Below are 15,688 nucleotides of genomic sequence, written 5' to 3'. Positions count from 1 at the left end.
CTGTCTCATACCGAGATCAAGCGGCTTTTTCACACTTATTGCGCGGTTTTCAGCTTGATCACATCACCGGAGATCTTGGTGGTGTAGCCGTTCAATACCCAGGCCCAGAACCACTTCTCTTGCACTTGAGTGTTGATCAGCGCGTCGCCGCCTTTGGCTTTGATGGCTGCATCCTGAGCGCGTACGAAGCGGTTGTTCTGGCCAATGGGGATGACGCCCAGCAGCATGATGCCGGTGGCGCTGGCTTCGCTGTGGCCGAGGACGGTGTATTGGCTGGCGTCGTATTGCTGGGTTTTCATGGCGGTGCCGGTGCAACCTGCCAGGGTGAAACCGAGAACTGCTGCTGCAACTGCTTTACTGACGTATTTCACTTGAAACTCCATGGACTCAACCTCGAGATTCAATTCCCGAGGGGGCGACACTTTAAGCGCTCGGCGGGCAGATTGAAAACAATCTGCCCAGGTTTCATGTTCAGGCTTGTGCGTGCGCCCAGGCGAGCAAGTTCGGATCCGAAGGTCATGCGCTTCTGCGTGCCAGCAAACGCCGGATCAACCGCCCATACACCACGAGGTTGATCAATATCACCACCGCCCCCAGCACCAGTTGAATATTCGCCGTCAGCCCGGCGGGGTAGATCAGCGTCAGGATGTAGTGCTCGATAAACCCGCCGCCATAACCGTCTTGGCCAGCCAAGTGGCGAAACAGGTTTTCCCAACGGGTAAGCGGGCAGGGCAGGTGCAGTACCTCTACCGCAATGCCCCAGGCCACAGCGGGCAAGTGCAGCCACATCACCCTGGGCCATTTCAGGGCGAGCAGGCCGCCGAACAGCACGAACAGGATGAAAGTCAGGTGAAACAGCACGAGGCCGTCGGCGGCGAGTCGGTAGAGCATTGGGAGCACGTCGAAAAGAGGGGCAAACAGTCTAAAGGGTTGCTCGCCGGTTAGCGTGGCCGTTATTGTGCTGAATCCATTTAGTCCTTGCCCCAGGGTTGTGTCGTGATGAATGCACCGCGTACCGCTGTCCCGATCAAAGCCGTGATTTTCGATATGGACGGGTTGTTGCTGGATACCGAAGGCATCTACACCGAAGTCACGCAGATCATCGCCGAGCGCTATGGCCGTACCTATGACTGGGGTATCAAGCAGCACATCATCGGGCGAGGCGCTCAGGATCTGGCCGATTACGTGGTCAAGGCGCTGGATTTGCCGATTACGCCCGCCGAGTTTCTGAAAATTCGTGAACCGCTGATGAGTGAGCGCTTTCCCAAAGCCCTGGGTATGCCCGGCGCCGAGGCGTTGGTGCGGCACTTGAAGGCGCACAATATTCCGATTGCGGTGGGCACCAGTTCATCGCGTAACTCGTTTGGCCACAAGACTACCTTGCACCGCGAGTGGTTTGGCCTGTTCGACACCATCGTCACTGCCGACGACCCGGAAGTCGGCGCTGCCAAGCCCGCGCCGGATATCTTCCTCACGGCTGCGCGCCGGTTGGGTGTAGCGCCTGAGGATTGTCTGGTGTTCGAAGATTCGCCGTTCGGCGTGACGGCGGCGAAGGCGGCCAACATGACCGCCATCGCCGTGCCCGATGAGGCGATGGCGGACAGCAAGTATCATCATGCCGACCAGATAATCCGCAAGCTTGCGGAGTTTGATCTGGCGGCCTATGGCTTGCCACCCATGGCCTGACCCCGCGTGGTCAAAAATGTGGGAGCTGGCTTGCCTGCGAAAGCGGTAGTGCAGTGACAGATGCTGCACTGACACACCGCCTTCGCGAGCAAGCCCGCTCCCACATTTGGGTTGCGGTTCTGCAAAAATCAGGCGCTGAAACCGCCATCGATGGTCAGGCTGGCGCCGGTGATGTAGCCCGCTTCCGGCCCGGCCAGATACGCCACAAAACTGGCAATCTCCTCCACATGCCCATACCGACCTACCGCCATCAACCCGATCAGACTTTCGGCAAAATCACTGTTCGCCGGGTTCATGTCGGTGTCCACCGGCCCAGGCTGCACGTTGTTGATGGTGATACCCCGTGGCCCCAGGTCCCGCGCCAAACCCTTGGTCAAGCCGACCAGTGCCGCCTTGCTCATCGCATAAGGGCCGCCGCCACCGAACGGCATACGCTCGGCGTTGGTGCTGCCGATATTGATCACGCGGCCACCTTCGCCCATATGCTTGGCGGCTTCCTGGGTGGCGATAAACACGCTGCGTACGTTGATCGCCAAGGTCTGGTCGAAGTCTTCCAGCTTGAATGCTTCCAGCGGCGCGATGGCCAGCACGCCAGCGTTATTTACCAGGATATCCAGGCGTCCAAACGCCTCGACCGTGGCGTTGACCGCAGCGCGAATCGCCGTGGCATCGGCGCTGTCGGCGTGAATCGCCAGAGCCTGCCCCCCTGCGCTGATCACCTCGTTCTGCAGTGTTTCAGCCTTGGCGGCCGAGCTGACGTAGGTAAAGGCAACCGCTGCCCCCTGAGCGGCGAGGCGCTTGACGATGGCGGCGCCGATGCCGCGGGAACCGCCTTGAATCAAGGCGACTTTGCCGGTGAGGTTATGTGTGGTCATTTCGATCTCCGAGGTAGTTGATGGAGCGAGTATCGACCTCACCCGCGCAGCTCGGTAGCCCGTGGTTGCTATAGTCTGTGTAAACCAAAAGTTTAGAGTGGGGCGATATGGAAAGCTTTGGCAGTATCGAATGCTTTGTGCGCAGCGCCGAGGGTGGCAGCTTTGCCGAGGCTGCTCGGCACCTGAGCCTGACCCCGGCTGCGGTGGGTAAAAGCGTTGCCAAGTTGGAGGCGCGCCTCGGTGTGCGGCTGTTTCAGCGCAGCACTCGGCGCCTGGCGCTGACCGAAGCCGGCAAAATGTTTCTGGCGGAAGTCAGCGGCAGCCTCACCACCATCCAGAATGCGGTCGCCAACCTGGCCAGTGCCGAAGGGCGGCCGGTAGGCACGCTCAAGGTCAGCATGGGGCCAGTGTTCGGTAACCGGTACGTGGTGCCGTTGCTGGGCGAATTCATGCGGCGCTTTCCGGATATCAGCCCGGACTGGCATTTTGATAACCGCCAGGTCGACCTGATCGGACAAGGCTTCGATGCGGCCATTGGCGGCGGGTTTGAGCTGCCCCAAGGCGTGGTAGCGCGCAAGTTGACCCCAGCGCACCGGGTGCTGGTGGCCTCTCCGGATTACCTGTCGCGACGCTTGCCGGTTCTGGCGCCCGACGACCTGTCGCACTGCCTCGGCATCTTGATTCGCTCGCCGCAGACTGGCCGGGTGCGTTCATGGCAACTGACCCATCGTGAGCGCGAGCACAGCCCTTTAGTGCTGAAACCGGCGATGACCATGAGCGACTCCGAAGCCGCGTGCTGCGCCAGTGCCCAGGGCCTTGGTATCGCGCTGGTGAGCATGCCAATGGCGGTGCCGTTCCTGGATAGCGGTGCGTTGGTGCGGGTGTTACCCGACTGGTATGTGGACGACGGCAATATTTCCATCTACTACGCCGAGCATAAATTGCTGCCGGGCAAGACGCGGGCGTTTGTGGATTTCATTATTGAGCAGTTCGCCGAGCAGAAACTGGCTCAACGCTTCAGTGCCATCTGAGCAGGGCCTTACATCGAGTCGTGGCCATCGCGGGCAAGCCCGGCTCCCACATGGGGTCGCGATCACTGTGGGAGCCGGGCTTGCCCGCGATGCAGGCGCATCGGTCTACCGCCCGAACTTGCCCGGCCAGCCGATGACCTTCTTTGGCCGCGGTGTCGCATAAGTTCTGACCTTGGAGGTCGACAACCCCAACCGTACCAACGACTCGGCCACCATCACAGCCGCCGTCACTCCGTCCACCACTGGCACCCCGGTGCGCTGGCGAATCTGCTCGTCCAGCCCGGCCATACCGCCGCAGCCCAGGCAGATCACCTCGGCTTTATCGTCGCGGATGGCCAGTTCCGCTTGGTGCACGATGGCCTCCATGGCTGCCAACGGGTCTTCTTCCAGCTCCAGCACCGCCATGCCGCTGGCACGCACCGAAGCGCAACGCTGGTAGAGGCCGGCGAGTTTCAGCCGGTCTTCAATCAGCGGCACCGTGCGGTCCAGGGTGGTCACCACCGAGTAGGCGTGCCCCAGGAACATCGCGGTGCTGGCCGCCGCCTCGGTGATATCCACCACCGGCACGTTGAGCAATTCCTGCAAGCCTTCACGGCCATGTTCGCCATAGCCGGCCTGGATCACCGCATCAAAGGGCTGGTCGTAGGCCATGACCCGATCCATCACGGCGATGGCTGCCAGATAACTTTCAAAATTGCCTTCCACCGATTCTGCGCCGAAGTACGGGGTGAGCCCGACAATCTCTGTGCCCGGTGAAGCCACTGCCCGTGCTTGCTGAGCGATGGTGTCCGTGATGGATTCGGTGGTGTTGACGTTGACCACGAGGATACGCATGGAAAGTCCTTGTTTAATGACTGACGTTATCGACGGCGATGCTTTCGCCGCTGACATCGGCGTAGTGCGGCTGACGCTTGGCAATCAGCAGGTACAGCAACCCGGCGATGCCTGCGCCAAACAACCAGGAAAACGGCGAGACGCTGGCAAACCCCGGCAACAGCGCCAGTAAGATGGCGATCACCGCCGCAGGAATAAACGCCGCCACGGCGCGCATATTCACGCCTCGGCTGTAGTAATAAATGCCTTGGGGGTCTTCGCTATACAGTTGCGGCACGTCCACCTGGCTTTTACGGATCAGCCAGTAATCGACCATGATCACCCCGTACAGCGGCCCCAGCAGCGCGCCCAGGCCAGAGAGGAAGTACACAATGACCAGCGGGCTGTTGTAGAGATTCCACGGCAGGATCAGCACCGCGACGAAGGCGCTGATCAACCCGGCGCGGCGAAAATTCAGGTACTTGGGCGCCAGGTTGCTCAGCACAAAGGCCGGGGCGACGAAGTTGGCCATGATGTTCACCGCCACGGTGACGATCAGGAAGGCCAGGCAACCGAGCACCAGGAAGAAGGTGTTGGGGATCGCTGCGATGATTTCGGTCGGGCTTTCGATCACCCGGCCATTGAGCTGGAACTGGCCGCCGCACAGCAGCACGGTAATCGCGGCGAACACCAGAATATTCACCGGCAGGCCCCAGAAGTTGCCGACCTGGATGGTCTTGCGGCACGGCGATGAACGCGCGAAGTCGCAAAAGTTAAGGATCAGGGTGCCGTAGATGGCCAGCCACAGCGCGCCGCCGGCAAAGATATTGCGCCACATCTCGCCGCCGCTCAGGGGCTCGCGGATCGACCAGGCAATCTGCCCGTTCGCCTGGAAGTACATCCAGCCGGCCAGCGCAGCCACCGTCAACAGAATCACCGGCCCGGCGAAGCCTTCATAGCGACGTACCATTTCCATGCCGTAGGCGAGGATCACCAACTGCACCAGCCAGATCGCCACAAAACACGCCCAACCCAGGGTCGACAGACCCAGAATCGAGTCGTGGTCATAATCGGCAAAGCCTGGATGAATGGCGGTCAGCAGTACGCGGAAAACTACCGAGGCCAGGTAGGTCTGGATCCCAAACCAGGCAATCGCAATCACCGCCCGAATCAACGCCGGAATCTGCGCCCCATGAATGCCGAAGCTGATGCGGCTGATAACCGGAAACGGCACCCCGGTCTTCTGCCCCATGTAGCCCGACAAGTTCATGAAGAAGTACACCAGCGCCGCGCCGATCCCCAGAGACAGCAATATTTGCCAGCCGCCCAGGCCCAACGCATAGAGGCCGATGGCGAATGAATAGTTGGCGATGTTGTGCACGTCGTTGGTCCACAACGCAAAGATGCTGTAGCGCCCCCAGCGTCGACCTTCGACCTTGGTGGGCGCCAGGTCCTTGTTGTGCAGGCGCGGGCTGAGTACCAGCGGGCCGGGGCCTGCGGCCGCAGGGTTTAATGGGGAGGAGGGCAGATCCAGTGCGAGGGTGTTCGAGAGACTTGTACGCATTCCGGCAGGCTCCAGCGCATCTGCAGCAAAGCGGCGGATGGCAAAGTGTATGTAGGTTTTGTATTGATTGTATACAAAGCGTACTTCTGCCTAAGCCATATGCGTGCCAATTCTCGATATATGAAAATCTTGGCTAATTTCGTTTTTATATGGATTGAGAATAACTTATTGAATTACAGATACTATAAATTGACCGTTTGAACAGGTATTTATTTTTTTGTTAATTGCAGGGCTATTTATAGACAGCGCCATTGGCGCAGGGAGATGTTACGTTTTGGTGCGTTGTACATTAAGTTGCACACAAAAATGGCACTTATGGTTACAAGGTTGTGTACAAGATTTATCCCGCCCAAAAGCAAATATCGCTTTCTGTAGGAGCGAGCTTGCTCGCGAAAAACGTCAACGATAACGCGGGCTTCCTGAATAAACGCGGCGTCCGTGAGTTTTTCGCGAGCAAGCTCGCTCCTACAGAGGCGGTGGCATCAGAGGCTCAAGCCTTGCTGATGATATTCCCCGCATGCAGTCCGCATTCCTTCTGCGTGGCTTCTTCCCACCACCAGCGGCCTTCGCGCTCATGCTGGTTCGGCAATACCGGGCGGGTGCAGGGCTCGCAGCCGATGCTGATAAACCCACGCTCATGCAGGCTGTTGTAAGGCAACTCCAACATGCGGATATAACCCCACACCTCTTCGCTGGTCATCTGCGCCAGCGGGTTGAACTTGTACAGGGTACGTTCCGGGGTGGAGAACGCCGTGTCGATTTCCAGTGCCGCCACCTGGCTGCGGGTGCCGGGGCTCTGGTCGCGGCGCTGGCCGGTGGCCCAGGCGCTGACACCTGCGAGCTTGCGGCGCAGCGGTTCGATCTTGCGGATACCGCAGCATTCGCCATGGCCGTCCTTATAGAAGCTGAACAAGCCTTTCTCTTTGACGAAGGGTTCCAGCTTGCTCTGGTCCGGCGAGATCAGTTCGATGTCGATCTTGTAGAACTCACGCACCTGCTCGATAAACCGGTAGGTCTCCGGATGCAGACGGCCGGTGTCGAGGCTGAACACCTTGACGTTCTTGTTCAGCTTCCAGGCCATGTCCACCAGCACCACATCCTCGGCACCGCTGAAGGAAATCCACAGGTCATCACCGAACTGGCTGAACGCCAGCTTGAGAATGTCCTGGGCAGACTTGTTGGCATAAGTCGTGGCGAGTTCAACGACGTCGAAGGCTTGGTTCATCAGGACGGTTCCTACAGGTCAGTGGCGCTGAGCGCTCTATAGGCGGCGATGGTATCAAAATCTGCCGTGCGTTGCGGCGGCGTGCTTGAGTCGCTAGAGTTCGGCAGTCCTTTTGCCCGCTCAACCAATAAATTCAATGGGAGTGTCTTGTGGAAATTGCCTGTCTTGACCTGGAAGGGGTGCTGGTTCCGGAAATCTGGATCGCCTTCGCCGAAAAAACCGGTATTGAATCCCTGCGTGCCACCACCCGCGACATTCCCGACTATGACGTGCTGATGCAGCAACGCCTGCGCATCCTCGATGAGCACGGGCTCAAGCTGGCCGATATCCAGGCGGTGATCGCCACGCTCAAACCGCTGGACGGTGCTGTCGAATTCGTCAACTGGCTGCGCGAGCGCTTCCAGGTGGTGATCCTGTCCGACACTTTCTACGAGTTCTCCCAACCATTGATGCGCCAGTTAGGTTTCCCGACGTTGCTGTGCCACCGATTGATCACTGATGAAAACGACCGGGTGGTGAGCTACCAGTTGCGTCAGAAAGATCCTAAGCGCCAGTCGGTTTTGGCGTTCAAAAGCCTGTATTACCGCGTGATCGCTGCCGGTGACTCCTACAACGACACCACCATGCTGGGGGAAGCGGACCGTGGGATTCTGTTCCATGCGCCGGACAATGTGATTCGCGAATTCCCGCAGTTCCCGGCGGTGCACACCTTTGAAGACTTGAAGAAAGAGTTTATCAAGGCGTCGAATCGGCAGTTGAGCCTGTAAGTTATGCGGCGCGACTGATTGCCCCATCGCAGGCAAGCCAGCTCCCACCTTTGATCGCGGCGCGGTCGAAGGTGGGAGGGGGCTTGCCCCCGATAGGGCCGGTACAGGCCCTACAAACTTTCCAATGTCTGTAACAACACCCGCACCTTCGTCAACGATTCCTGATACTCCGCCTGCCACTCTGAATCCGCCACAATCCCACCGCCGCCCCAGCAACACACCTGCCCGTCCTTGACCAGCAAGCTGCGGATGGCAATGGAGCTGTCCATCTCGCCGCGCACGTCCAGGTACACCAGCGAGCCGCAATACAACCCGCGGCGGGTGGGCTCAAGCTCGTCGATGATCTGCATGGCGCGAATCTTCGGCGCGCCGGTGATGGAGCCGCCGGGGAAGCTGCCGGCAATCAGGTCGAGGGCGTCTTTGTCGTCGGCCAATTCGCCGGTGACGCTGCTCACCAAGTGGTGCACGTTGGGGTAGCTTTCCAGGCTGAACAGCTCCGGCACTTTCACTGAGCCGATGCGGCAGCTGCGGCCGAGGTCATTGCGCAGCAGGTCAACGATCATCAGGTTTTCTGCGCGGTCCTTGGGGCTGGCGAGCAACTCGGCGGCGTTGGCGGCGTCCTCTTGCGGTGTCAAACCGCGAGGGCGGGTGCCCTTGATCGGGCGGGTTTCCACCTGGCGCTCGCTGATGCGCACAAAGCGTTCCGGCGACAGGCTCAGCACCGCGCCGTCATCGGGCAGACTCTGGAACCCGGAAAACGGCGTCGGGCAGGCTTCGCGCAGCGCGCAGTAGGCTGCCCATGGATCGCCGATGCACTGCGCGCGAAAGCGTTGGGCAAAGTTGACCTGGTAGCAGTCGCCGGCCTGGATGTAATCCTGGATGCGAATGATGGCCTGGTGATAAGCCTCGGCGCTGAGGTCGGGGGCCATGGGGCCGTGAAGCTTGAAGGTCGTCGGCACGCCGCCATCAGCCTGACTGAACACGCTGATCAAGCGTTGCCGCTCGCTGTCGGCCAGCCCAGGGTGAAAGACCAACTGGCTGGTTTGCACCTGGTGATCGCTGACCAGCGCCCAGGCATAGAGCCCGAAGCGCGCATCGGGCAGATGCAAATCGTCCACGGCCAAGTGTGAAACCTGCTCCAGGTGCCGACCAAAGTCATAGCTCAGGTAACCGATCAAACCACCGGCAAACGGCAAGTCATAGCCGTCAGGCAATGTCGCTTGGCCCAACTGCGTCAGGTTCTTGCGCAAGCGTTGCAGGAAATCACCGCCACTTTCGTCCGGCCCTACCGTCAGGGTCGCTTCGGGCCAGGCACTGAGCAGGTCATACCGGCCGCGAACAGCCATCGGGCGGCCGCTGTCGAGCAGTACCGCACCAGGGGCGTGGCGAATGACCGCAAAGAACTCGGCGGGATTGGCCCGGTAGGGCAACGGGTATACGGAACAGGTCGACATGCGGGGGTGGATCAGCCAGTGGCGCGGGGGAGGGGGATTGTAGTCCCCTGTAGGATTTGCTCCTAGAGGGGATGTCGGGGATAGACAGTTCGAAGACCGGATCAGCCTTCCACGGGCGGTATATGGCCGAACATTTCCTGCACGAACTTCACACGCTCTTCCGGTGTTTCTGTCACGCCGGCCGTCTTGAGTTCTTCCAGTCGGGCCTCCACCGCATGGGTGCGCAGAGTCAGGCCGCAATCGTTGGCAATCTGGATGTTCAGCCCAGGCCGAGCGTTCAGCTCAAGGATCAATGGGCCTTTTTCCTGGTCCAGCACCATGTCCACGCCGATATAGCCCAGCCCGCACAGCTCATAGCAGCCGGCGGCGAGTTTCATGAAACCGTCCCAGTTGGGCAGTTGCACACCATCGACCGCGTTGGTGGTGTCGGGGTGCTTGGTGATGATGTTGTTCAGCCAGGTGCCGCGCAGGGTCAGACCGGTGGCCAGGTCCACGCCCACGCCGATCGCGCCCTGGTGCAGGTTGGCCTTGCCGCCGGATTGGCGGGTCGGCAAGCGCAGCATGGCCATTACCGGGTAGCCCATCAGCACGATGATGCGGATATCGGGCACGCCTTCGTAGCTGATGCTCTTGAAGATCTGGTCGGGCACCACACGGTACTCGATCAGGGCGCGGTCGCGGTGGCCGCCCAGGGAATACAGGCCGGTGAGGATGCTGGAAATCTGGTGCTCGATTTCTTCGTGACTGATGATCTTGCCGGACACCGTGCGATAGCGCCCTTCAAAGCGGTCTGCCACCACCAGGATGCCGTCGCCGCCGGCACCCTGGGCGGGCTTGATCACGAAGTCGCTGCGCCCGCCGATGATCTCGTCAAGCTTGTCGATTTCCTTCTCGGTAGAGATCACCCCGTACATTTCCGGTACATGGATGCCGGCGGCCAGTGCCCGTTCCTTGGTGATGATCTTGTCATCCACAATCGGGTACAGGCTGCGCTTGTTGTACTTGAGCACGTAGTCGGCGTTACGCCGATTGATGCCCATGATCCCGCGCGCTTCCAGGGCCTTCCAGGTTTTCCAGAAGCCGAACATCAGGAGTCAGCCTTCAGGAATGCCTTGAAACGCACCAGCTCGGTGAGGCGATAGCCGCGATAACGACCCATGGCCAGCATGAAGCCCACCAGGATCAGCAGGATCGCCGGGAAGGTGAACACGAAGTAAACCAGCTCCGGCACGCTCATGATCAGGTGCGCCAGGGAGGCAGCGAACAGGGTGCCAATCGCAACTTTCAGCGCATGGTTGGCGCCGCGTTCTTCCCAGGTAATCGACAGGCGTTCGATGGTCATGGTCAGGATCACCATCGGGAACAGCGCCACCGACAAGCCGCGCTCCAGCCCCAATTTGTGGCTGAACAGGCTGATGGCGGCAATCAGTACCACCACGAAGGTCAGCACCACCGACAGCCTCGGCAGCATTTGCAGTTTCAAGTGTTCCAGGTACGACCTGAGTGACAGCCCCAGTGCCGTGATAATCGTGAACAACACAATCCCGAAGCCCAGTTGTGTCTCGCGGAACGCCAGGGCGATCAGCACCGGTGTGAAGGTACCCAGGGTCTGCAGGCCGATCAGGTTGCGCAGGATCAAAATCACCAGCACACCAATCGGGATCATCACCATGATCATGAAGGTCTGCTGGGTTTGCAGCGGCAAGCCGTACAGCGAATATTCGAGGAAGTTGGCGTCGGTGTTTTCGTCGGTCAGCTTGGCCAGACGAATCGCGTTCATTTCACTGTTGTTGAGGCTGAAGGTCACCATGGCTTTCTTGCCGCCATCGACCGTGATCAGGTTTTCATCGCCGGTCCACCACAGCAGGCGGTCGGCCGGCAGGCCCTGTTCACCGGTCTCCGGGTTGAAGTACAGCCAGTCGTTGCCGTTGAAACTGCGCAGCCACAGTTCCGGGGTTTGCGGCTGGTCGGCCACCAGGCGGATGGTGTGGACTTTTTCCACCGGCACATGGGCGATGGACAGCAGCAGCTCGACAATCCTGGCCTTGTGCGGCGTCGACGGGTCGCCGGCCAGCAGCAGCTTCACATTGTCGTCGTTGAGGTTGTTGGTGCGCTTGATGGCTTCGCTGATGAAGGTCTCGACGTCGGCCGAGTGCTGGCGGATCGGTGCCAGCAAGGCTTCGGCGGCGATCTTTTCGGGGCCTTCCACAGCGATGCTGTCGCGGAAGGTCGGGCCCTTGATCTTGACCTTTTCGCCGCTGTAACGCTTGGTCAGCACCAGGCGGTAATACAGGGTCTGGTTGCCCTTGGCCCGGCGCGCCGACCAAGTGACCTTGCGGTTGCCATCAATGCGATTGACGCTCACCCCATAGTTGTTGGAGATAAAGCTTTCATTAAGGCTGACGAAGTCGCGGCTCAACGGCGGCACGAACATCTGGATCTTGACGGGGTCTTTGGGGTTGGCGACGAACTCGACCTTGGCGTCGATGTTCCACAAGTCGTCGGTGGCATCCTCAGTCACGGGGATCCCCAGCACGAAAATCTGATAGGCGGTGACCGAAATACCGAGCACCACCAGGAAGGTGATCAGGATTTTCAGGTGCAGGGTCAGAGAGCGCATTCGGTTTACTCGGCGGTATGAGCGTCGGCGACGCAGGCAGGTTTGCCTGCTGCATATTTAAGACTGGGGTCGACCAGCGCATCAAAGCGTTTCAGCGCTTCGGAGCCGATCAGCAGCGGGTATTGGAAACTGCTGCGGTCAGTCAAGTTCACTTCGATGCTGCGTAAAGCAGTGCCCATGCAGATATCCAGGGCAACCACCGGACGGGCGGTGTAGTTCTTGTCCTCATCGGGGTCGTAGTCGCCGGCGCGACGCTTGATCTTGCTGACGCGAGCCAGGGGCAATTCGATGGGATGGGAGTGGGCCGTGTCGATGGCCAGGTAGAAGCGTACCCAGGTTTCGCCGTTGCGCTTGAAGCGCTTGATATCACGGGCACTCAACGAGGCGGTCTTGGCGCCCGTGTCGAGCTTGGCGGCGACTTCCAGGTCGATACCGTCCAGCTTGGCGTATTCATTAAGGCCATACACCGTTTTCTCGGCGGCAACGCCAAGGCTGGGCAGCAACAATAGGCAAATAAACAGGGGGAAGGGCTTGAGTCTCATAAATCCTGAGGCGGTGCCATGCGATGTTCAATTCAAGGCGACTGGCATTGCTGCGCAAACTCCCTCGTGCGCCGTTTCATCCAGAGATGTCAGGCAAATACGCCGGGCATTCTAACATGATGCTTTTTTGGCGCCAGCGCTGGCAGGCGGCCATGCCTGAGCGTAATTGTTCAGGCGTATTAGGCGATTGTCGACAATGTCTATTTATTCTTTGACTGTGGCGGGGATATTGGCTAGTTTTTGCGGCATTGATTTTAAAGGTGTCGACAATATGCTGGGTCAGGCGGAAATTCCGATAGCGGCGTCAGACGATTCCCAAACCATGTCCGAGAACGTCTTTCGGCGTATCCAGGCCGCCATCGTCAAGGGTGAGATAGCCCCCGGCAGCAAGATTTCCGAGCCGGAACTGGCGCGTACCTACGGCATCAGCCGCGGCCCGTTGCGCGAGGCGATCCACCGCCTGGAAGGTCAGCGCCTGCTGGTGCGCGTGCCTCACGTGGGCGCACGGGTCGTGTCGCTGAGCCACGCCGAGCTGATCGAACTCTATGAAATTCGCGAGTCCCTGGAAGGCATGGCCTGCCGCCTCGCCGCCGAGCGCATGACCGACGCAGAAATCGAAGAGCTGCGCCAGGTATTGCACACCCATGAACGGGATGCCGCGTTCCAGGCCGGTGTCGGCTATTACCAGCAGGAAGGCGACTTCGACTTTCATTACCGGATCATTCAGGGCGCCGGCAACCGCACCCTGACCCAAATGCTCTGCGGCGAGTTGTACCAACTGGTGCGCATGTACCGCATCCAGTTTTCCGCCACCCCCAATCGTCCACGCCAGGCCTTTGCCGAGCACCACCGCATTCTCGACGCGATTGCCGATCGCGATGGTGAACTGGCAGAACTGTTGATGCGCCGGCACATCGGCGCCTCCAAACGCAACATCGCCCGTCACTTCCCGGACGGTGCTCCTTCATCACGAGGTGAGTCATGAGTTCCAAAAACAACAGCACTCCCGGCCAGCGTTTCCGTGACGCAGTCGCCAGCGAACAGCCTTTGCAAGTGGTTGGCGCCATCAATGCCAACCACGCGCTGCTGGCCAAGCGCGCCGGTTTCAAGGCGATTTACCTGTCGGGTGGCGGTGTCGCCGCCGGCTCTCTCGGCGTGCCGGACCTGGGTATTACCGGGCTGGATGATGTGCTCACCGACGTGCGCCGTATCACCGACGTCTGCGATCTGCCGCTGCTGGTGGATGTGGACACCGGTTTTGGTTCCTCGGCGTTCAATGTGGCACGCACCGTCAAGTCGATGATCAAGTTCGGCGCCGCGGCCATCCATATCGAAGACCAGGTTGGCGCCAAGCGCTGCGGGCATCGTCCCAACAAAGAGATCGTGTCCCAGCAGGAAATGGTCGACCGCATCAAGGCTGCCGTGGATGCGCGCACCGATGACAGCTTCGTGATCATGGCGCGCACCGATGCCCTGGCAGTCGAGGGCCTGGAGTCTGCCCTTGAACGTGCCGCCGCGTGTATCGAAGCCGGTGCTGACATGGTCTTCCCGGAAGCCATCACCGAACTGGAGATGTACAAGCTGTTCGCCTCCCGCGTTAAGGCGCCGATCCTGGCGAACATTACCGAGTTCGGCGCAACGCCGCTGTACACCACCGAACAGTTGAAATCTGCGGATGTTTCCATTGTGCTGTACCCGCTCTCGGCCTTCCGTGCCATGAACAAGGCCGCCGAGAACGTCTACACCGCGATCCGTCGCGACGGCACGCAGCAGAACGTGATCGACACCATGCAAACGCGCATGGAGCTCTACGATCGTATCGACTACCACACCTTCGAGCAGAAGCTCGACGCGCTGTTTGCCGCGAAAAAATAATGCGGTGCGCCTCCCTAATAAATTCAAGATTGGAGAACGAACATGGCTGAAGCAAAAGTATTGAGTGGCGCTGGCCTGCGTGGCCAGGTCGCCGGGCAGACCGCACTGTCGACCGTGGGCCAGGCCGGTGCCGGCTTGACCTATCGTGGTTACGACGTGCGTGAACTGGCCGCCGATGCGCAATTTGAAGAAGTCGCCTACCTGCTGCTGTACGGCGAGCTGCCGACCCAGGCCGAGCTGGCCGCCTACAGCAACAAGCTGAGCAAACTGCGTGACCTGCCCCAGGCCCTGAAAGAAGTGCTCGAACGCATCCCCGCCGACGCCCACCCGATGGACGTGATGCGCACCGGGTGCTCGTTCCTGGGCAATATCGAGCCGGAGAAAGATTTCAGCGTGCAGCGCGATGTCACCGACCGCCTGCTTGCCGCGTTCCCGGCGATCATGTGCTACTGGTACCGCTTCAGCCACGATGGCAAGCGCATCGACTGCGTGACCGACGAGCCAAGCATCGGCGGCCACTTCCTGCACCTGCTGCACGGTAAGAAACCCAGCGAGCTGCACGTCAAGGTCATGAATGTGTCGCTGATTCTCTACGCCGAGCACGAATTCAACGCTTCGACCTTCACCGCACGGGTGTGTGCATCGACATTGTCCGACCTGTATTCCTGCGTCACCGCCGCCATCGGTTCCCTGCGCGGCCCGCTGCACGGCGGTGCCAACGAAGCGGCGATGGAGATGATCGAGCGCTTCTCTTCGGCCCAGGAAGCGGTCGAAGGCACCCTTGGCATGTTGGCGCGCAAAGACAAGATCATGGGCTTCGGCCACGCGATCTATAAAGACAGCGACCCGCGTAATGAAGTGATCAAGGGCTGGTCGAAAAAACTTGCTGATGAAGTGGGCGACACGGTGCTGTTCCCGGTGTCTGAAGCCATCGACAAAACCATGTGGGAACAGAAGAAGTTGTTCCCCAACGCCGACTTCTACCATGCCTCGGCGTACCACTTCATGGGCATCCCGACCAAATTGTTCACGCCGATCTTCGTGTGCTCGCGCCTGACCGGCTGGGCCGCGCACGTATTCGAGCAGCGTGCCAACAACCGCATCATCCGTCCAAGCGCCGAGTACATCGGCGTTGAGCAGCGCAAGTTCGTGCCAATCGAACGTCGCTGAATTGGATGGGCTGTGTTCGCTGGCTAATGTGCTTTTTTGTGGGAGCAGGCAAGCCAGCTCCCACAG

General features: G+C 59.8%; 16 protein-coding genes. 6 read left to right on the top strand and 10 right to left on the bottom strand.

Going from position 1 to position 15,688, the window contains the following annotated elements:
* Nucleotides 1-35: 35 nt before the first annotated feature.
* Nucleotides 36-371, bottom strand: coding sequence for a hypothetical protein (locus TX23_RS03755; RefSeq protein WP_032881258.1), 336 nt, complete (start codon nt 369-371; stop codon nt 36-38).
* A gap of 145 nt (nt 372-516) precedes the next feature.
* The gene (locus tag TX23_RS03750) at nt 517-891 is read right to left on the bottom strand and encodes a DUF2784 domain-containing protein (RefSeq protein ID WP_057701057.1); all 375 of its coding nucleotides are present in this window, start codon (nt 889-891) and stop codon (nt 517-519) included.
* Nucleotides 892-999: 108 nt separating this feature from the next.
* Here TX23_RS03750 and TX23_RS03745 point away from each other — a divergent pair, with 108 nt between their 5' ends.
* Complete coding sequence (locus tag TX23_RS03745; RefSeq protein ID WP_057701056.1) at nt 1,000-1,686, top strand: HAD-IA family hydrolase; 687 nt, start codon at nt 1,000-1,002, stop codon at nt 1,684-1,686.
* 128 nt (nt 1,687-1,814) lie between these two features.
* Here the strand turns inward: TX23_RS03745 and TX23_RS03740 are convergent, their stop codons facing one another.
* Nucleotides 1,815-2,561 carry a 3-oxoacyl-ACP reductase family protein gene (locus TX23_RS03740; protein ID WP_057701055.1) on the bottom strand — a complete coding sequence of 249 codons (747 nt, stop codon included), beginning with the start codon at nt 2,559-2,561 and terminating at the stop codon, nt 1,815-1,817.
* Between the two features lie 107 nt (nt 2,562-2,668).
* On the opposite strand from TX23_RS03740, the gene TX23_RS03735 reads away from it, so the two are divergent.
* Nucleotides 2,669-3,592, top strand: a complete 924-nt coding sequence (locus TX23_RS03735; protein ID WP_057701054.1) for a LysR family transcriptional regulator — start codon at nt 2,669-2,671, stop codon at nt 3,590-3,592.
* A gap of 105 nt (nt 3,593-3,697) precedes the next feature.
* Here TX23_RS03735 and TX23_RS03730 read toward each other — a convergent pair whose 3' ends face one another.
* From TX23_RS03730 to TX23_RS03720, 3 genes are all read right to left on the bottom strand, one after another.
* Entirely contained in the window at nt 3,698-4,426 is a 729-nt protein-coding gene (locus tag TX23_RS03730; RefSeq protein ID WP_057701053.1) for an aspartate/glutamate racemase family protein, read from the bottom strand.
* A 13-nt stretch (nt 4,427-4,439) separates the two neighbouring features.
* Nucleotides 4,440-5,969, bottom strand: a complete 1,530-nt coding sequence (locus TX23_RS03725) for an NCS1 family nucleobase:cation symporter-1 (protein ID WP_003193334.1) — start codon at nt 5,967-5,969, stop codon at nt 4,440-4,442.
* A gap of 490 nt (nt 5,970-6,459) precedes the next feature.
* Nucleotides 6,460-7,194 (bottom strand): phosphoadenylyl-sulfate reductase, encoded by a 735-nt coding sequence (locus TX23_RS03720; RefSeq protein ID WP_043047100.1) that lies wholly within the window; start codon nt 7,192-7,194, stop codon nt 6,460-6,462.
* Between the two features lie 149 nt (nt 7,195-7,343).
* Between TX23_RS03720 and thrH the strand changes: the two genes are divergently transcribed.
* Nucleotides 7,344-7,961, top strand: coding sequence for a bifunctional phosphoserine phosphatase/homoserine phosphotransferase ThrH (thrH, locus tag TX23_RS03715; RefSeq protein WP_057701052.1), 618 nt, complete (start codon nt 7,344-7,346; stop codon nt 7,959-7,961).
* A gap of 110 nt (nt 7,962-8,071) precedes the next feature.
* Here thrH and pabB read toward each other — a convergent pair whose 3' ends face one another.
* The 4 genes from pabB to rloA form a co-directional block, all read right to left on the bottom strand.
* Nucleotides 8,072-9,415, bottom strand: coding sequence for an aminodeoxychorismate synthase component I (gene pabB, locus TX23_RS03710; RefSeq protein WP_057701051.1), 1,344 nt, complete (start codon nt 9,413-9,415; stop codon nt 8,072-8,074).
* Between the two features lie 101 nt (nt 9,416-9,516).
* Nucleotides 9,517-10,503 carry an alpha-L-glutamate ligase-like protein gene (locus TX23_RS03705; RefSeq protein WP_057701050.1) on the bottom strand — a complete coding sequence of 329 codons (987 nt, stop codon included), beginning with the start codon at nt 10,501-10,503 and terminating at the stop codon, nt 9,517-9,519.
* Nucleotides 10,503-12,035: an osmotic stress tolerance membrane protein RloB gene (gene rloB / locus TX23_RS03700; RefSeq protein ID WP_032879907.1), complete on the bottom strand. Its 1,533-nt coding sequence runs from the start codon at nt 12,033-12,035 to the stop codon at nt 10,503-10,505. The genes TX23_RS03705 and rloB overlap by 1 nt, the downstream gene beginning before the upstream one ends.
* Before the next feature lie 5 nt (nt 12,036-12,040).
* A complete protein-coding gene (rloA, locus tag TX23_RS03695) occupies nt 12,041-12,577 on the bottom strand; it encodes a retropepsin-like aspartic peptidase RloA (RefSeq protein ID WP_057701049.1) in 537 nt (178 codons plus the stop codon).
* A 271-nt stretch (nt 12,578-12,848) separates the two neighbouring features.
* On the opposite strand from rloA, the gene TX23_RS03690 reads away from it, so the two are divergent.
* Genes TX23_RS03690 through prpC form a run of 3 tightly spaced genes read left to right on the top strand, consistent with a single transcriptional unit; the run spans nt 12,849 to nt 15,622 of the window.
* Nucleotides 12,849-13,562, top strand: a complete 714-nt coding sequence (locus tag TX23_RS03690; RefSeq protein ID WP_032879909.1) for a GntR family transcriptional regulator — start codon at nt 12,849-12,851, stop codon at nt 13,560-13,562.
* Nucleotides 13,559-14,452 carry a methylisocitrate lyase gene (gene prpB, locus TX23_RS03685; protein ID WP_034128348.1) on the top strand — a complete coding sequence of 298 codons (894 nt, stop codon included), beginning with the start codon at nt 13,559-13,561 and terminating at the stop codon, nt 14,450-14,452. Before TX23_RS03690 ends, prpB begins: the two co-directional genes overlap by 4 nt.
* Before the next feature lie 42 nt (nt 14,453-14,494).
* Nucleotides 14,495-15,622: a bifunctional 2-methylcitrate synthase/citrate synthase gene (prpC, locus tag TX23_RS03680; RefSeq protein WP_057701048.1), complete on the top strand. Its 1,128-nt coding sequence runs from the start codon at nt 14,495-14,497 to the stop codon at nt 15,620-15,622.
* The last annotated feature ends 66 nt before the right edge of the window (nt 15,623-15,688 follow it).

The sequence above is a fragment of the Pseudomonas paralactis genome (assembly GCF_001439735.1).
Classification (GTDB): Bacteria; Pseudomonadota; Gammaproteobacteria; order Pseudomonadales; family Pseudomonadaceae; genus Aquipseudomonas; species Aquipseudomonas paralactis.
The sequence above is the reverse complement of the archived record's forward strand: the minus strand, read 5'-3'. Positions and strand labels throughout refer to the sequence as shown.

Excerpts from the sequence above, each read along its gene's own strand:
- TX23_RS03730 (WP_057701053.1), bottom strand. The coding sequence starts at position 4,426 with ATGCGTATCCTCGTGGTCAACGTCAACACCACCGAATCCATCACGGAC.
- pabB (WP_057701051.1), bottom strand. The coding sequence starts at position 9,415 with ATGTCGACCTGTTCCGTATACCCGTTGCCCTACCGGGCCAATCCCGCC.
- TX23_RS03720 (WP_043047100.1), bottom strand. The coding sequence starts at position 7,194 with ATGAACCAAGCCTTCGACGTCGTTGAACTCGCCACGACTTATGCCAAC.
- TX23_RS03725 (WP_003193334.1), bottom strand. The coding sequence starts at position 5,969 with ATGCGTACAAGTCTCTCGAACACCCTCGCACTGGATCTGCCCTCCTCC.
- TX23_RS03735 (WP_057701054.1), top strand. The coding sequence starts at position 2,669 with ATGGAAAGCTTTGGCAGTATCGAATGCTTTGTGCGCAGCGCCGAGGGT.
- TX23_RS03690 (WP_032879909.1), top strand. The coding sequence starts at position 12,849 with ATGCTGGGTCAGGCGGAAATTCCGATAGCGGCGTCAGACGATTCCCAA.
- rloA (WP_057701049.1), bottom strand. The coding sequence starts at position 12,577 with ATGAGACTCAAGCCCTTCCCCCTGTTTATTTGCCTATTGTTGCTGCCC.
- TX23_RS03740 (WP_057701055.1), bottom strand. The coding sequence starts at position 2,561 with ATGACCACACATAACCTCACCGGCAAAGTCGCCTTGATTCAAGGCGGT.
- prpC (WP_057701048.1), top strand. The coding sequence starts at position 14,495 with ATGGCTGAAGCAAAAGTATTGAGTGGCGCTGGCCTGCGTGGCCAGGTC.
- prpB (WP_034128348.1), top strand. The coding sequence starts at position 13,559 with ATGAGTTCCAAAAACAACAGCACTCCCGGCCAGCGTTTCCGTGACGCA.
- TX23_RS03750 (WP_057701057.1), bottom strand. The coding sequence starts at position 891 with ATGCTCTACCGACTCGCCGCCGACGGCCTCGTGCTGTTTCACCTGACT.
- TX23_RS03745 (WP_057701056.1), top strand. The coding sequence starts at position 1,000 with ATGAATGCACCGCGTACCGCTGTCCCGATCAAAGCCGTGATTTTCGAT.
- rloB (WP_032879907.1), bottom strand. The coding sequence starts at position 12,035 with ATGCGCTCTCTGACCCTGCACCTGAAAATCCTGATCACCTTCCTGGTG.
- TX23_RS03705 (WP_057701050.1), bottom strand. The coding sequence starts at position 10,503 with ATGTTCGGCTTCTGGAAAACCTGGAAGGCCCTGGAAGCGCGCGGGATC.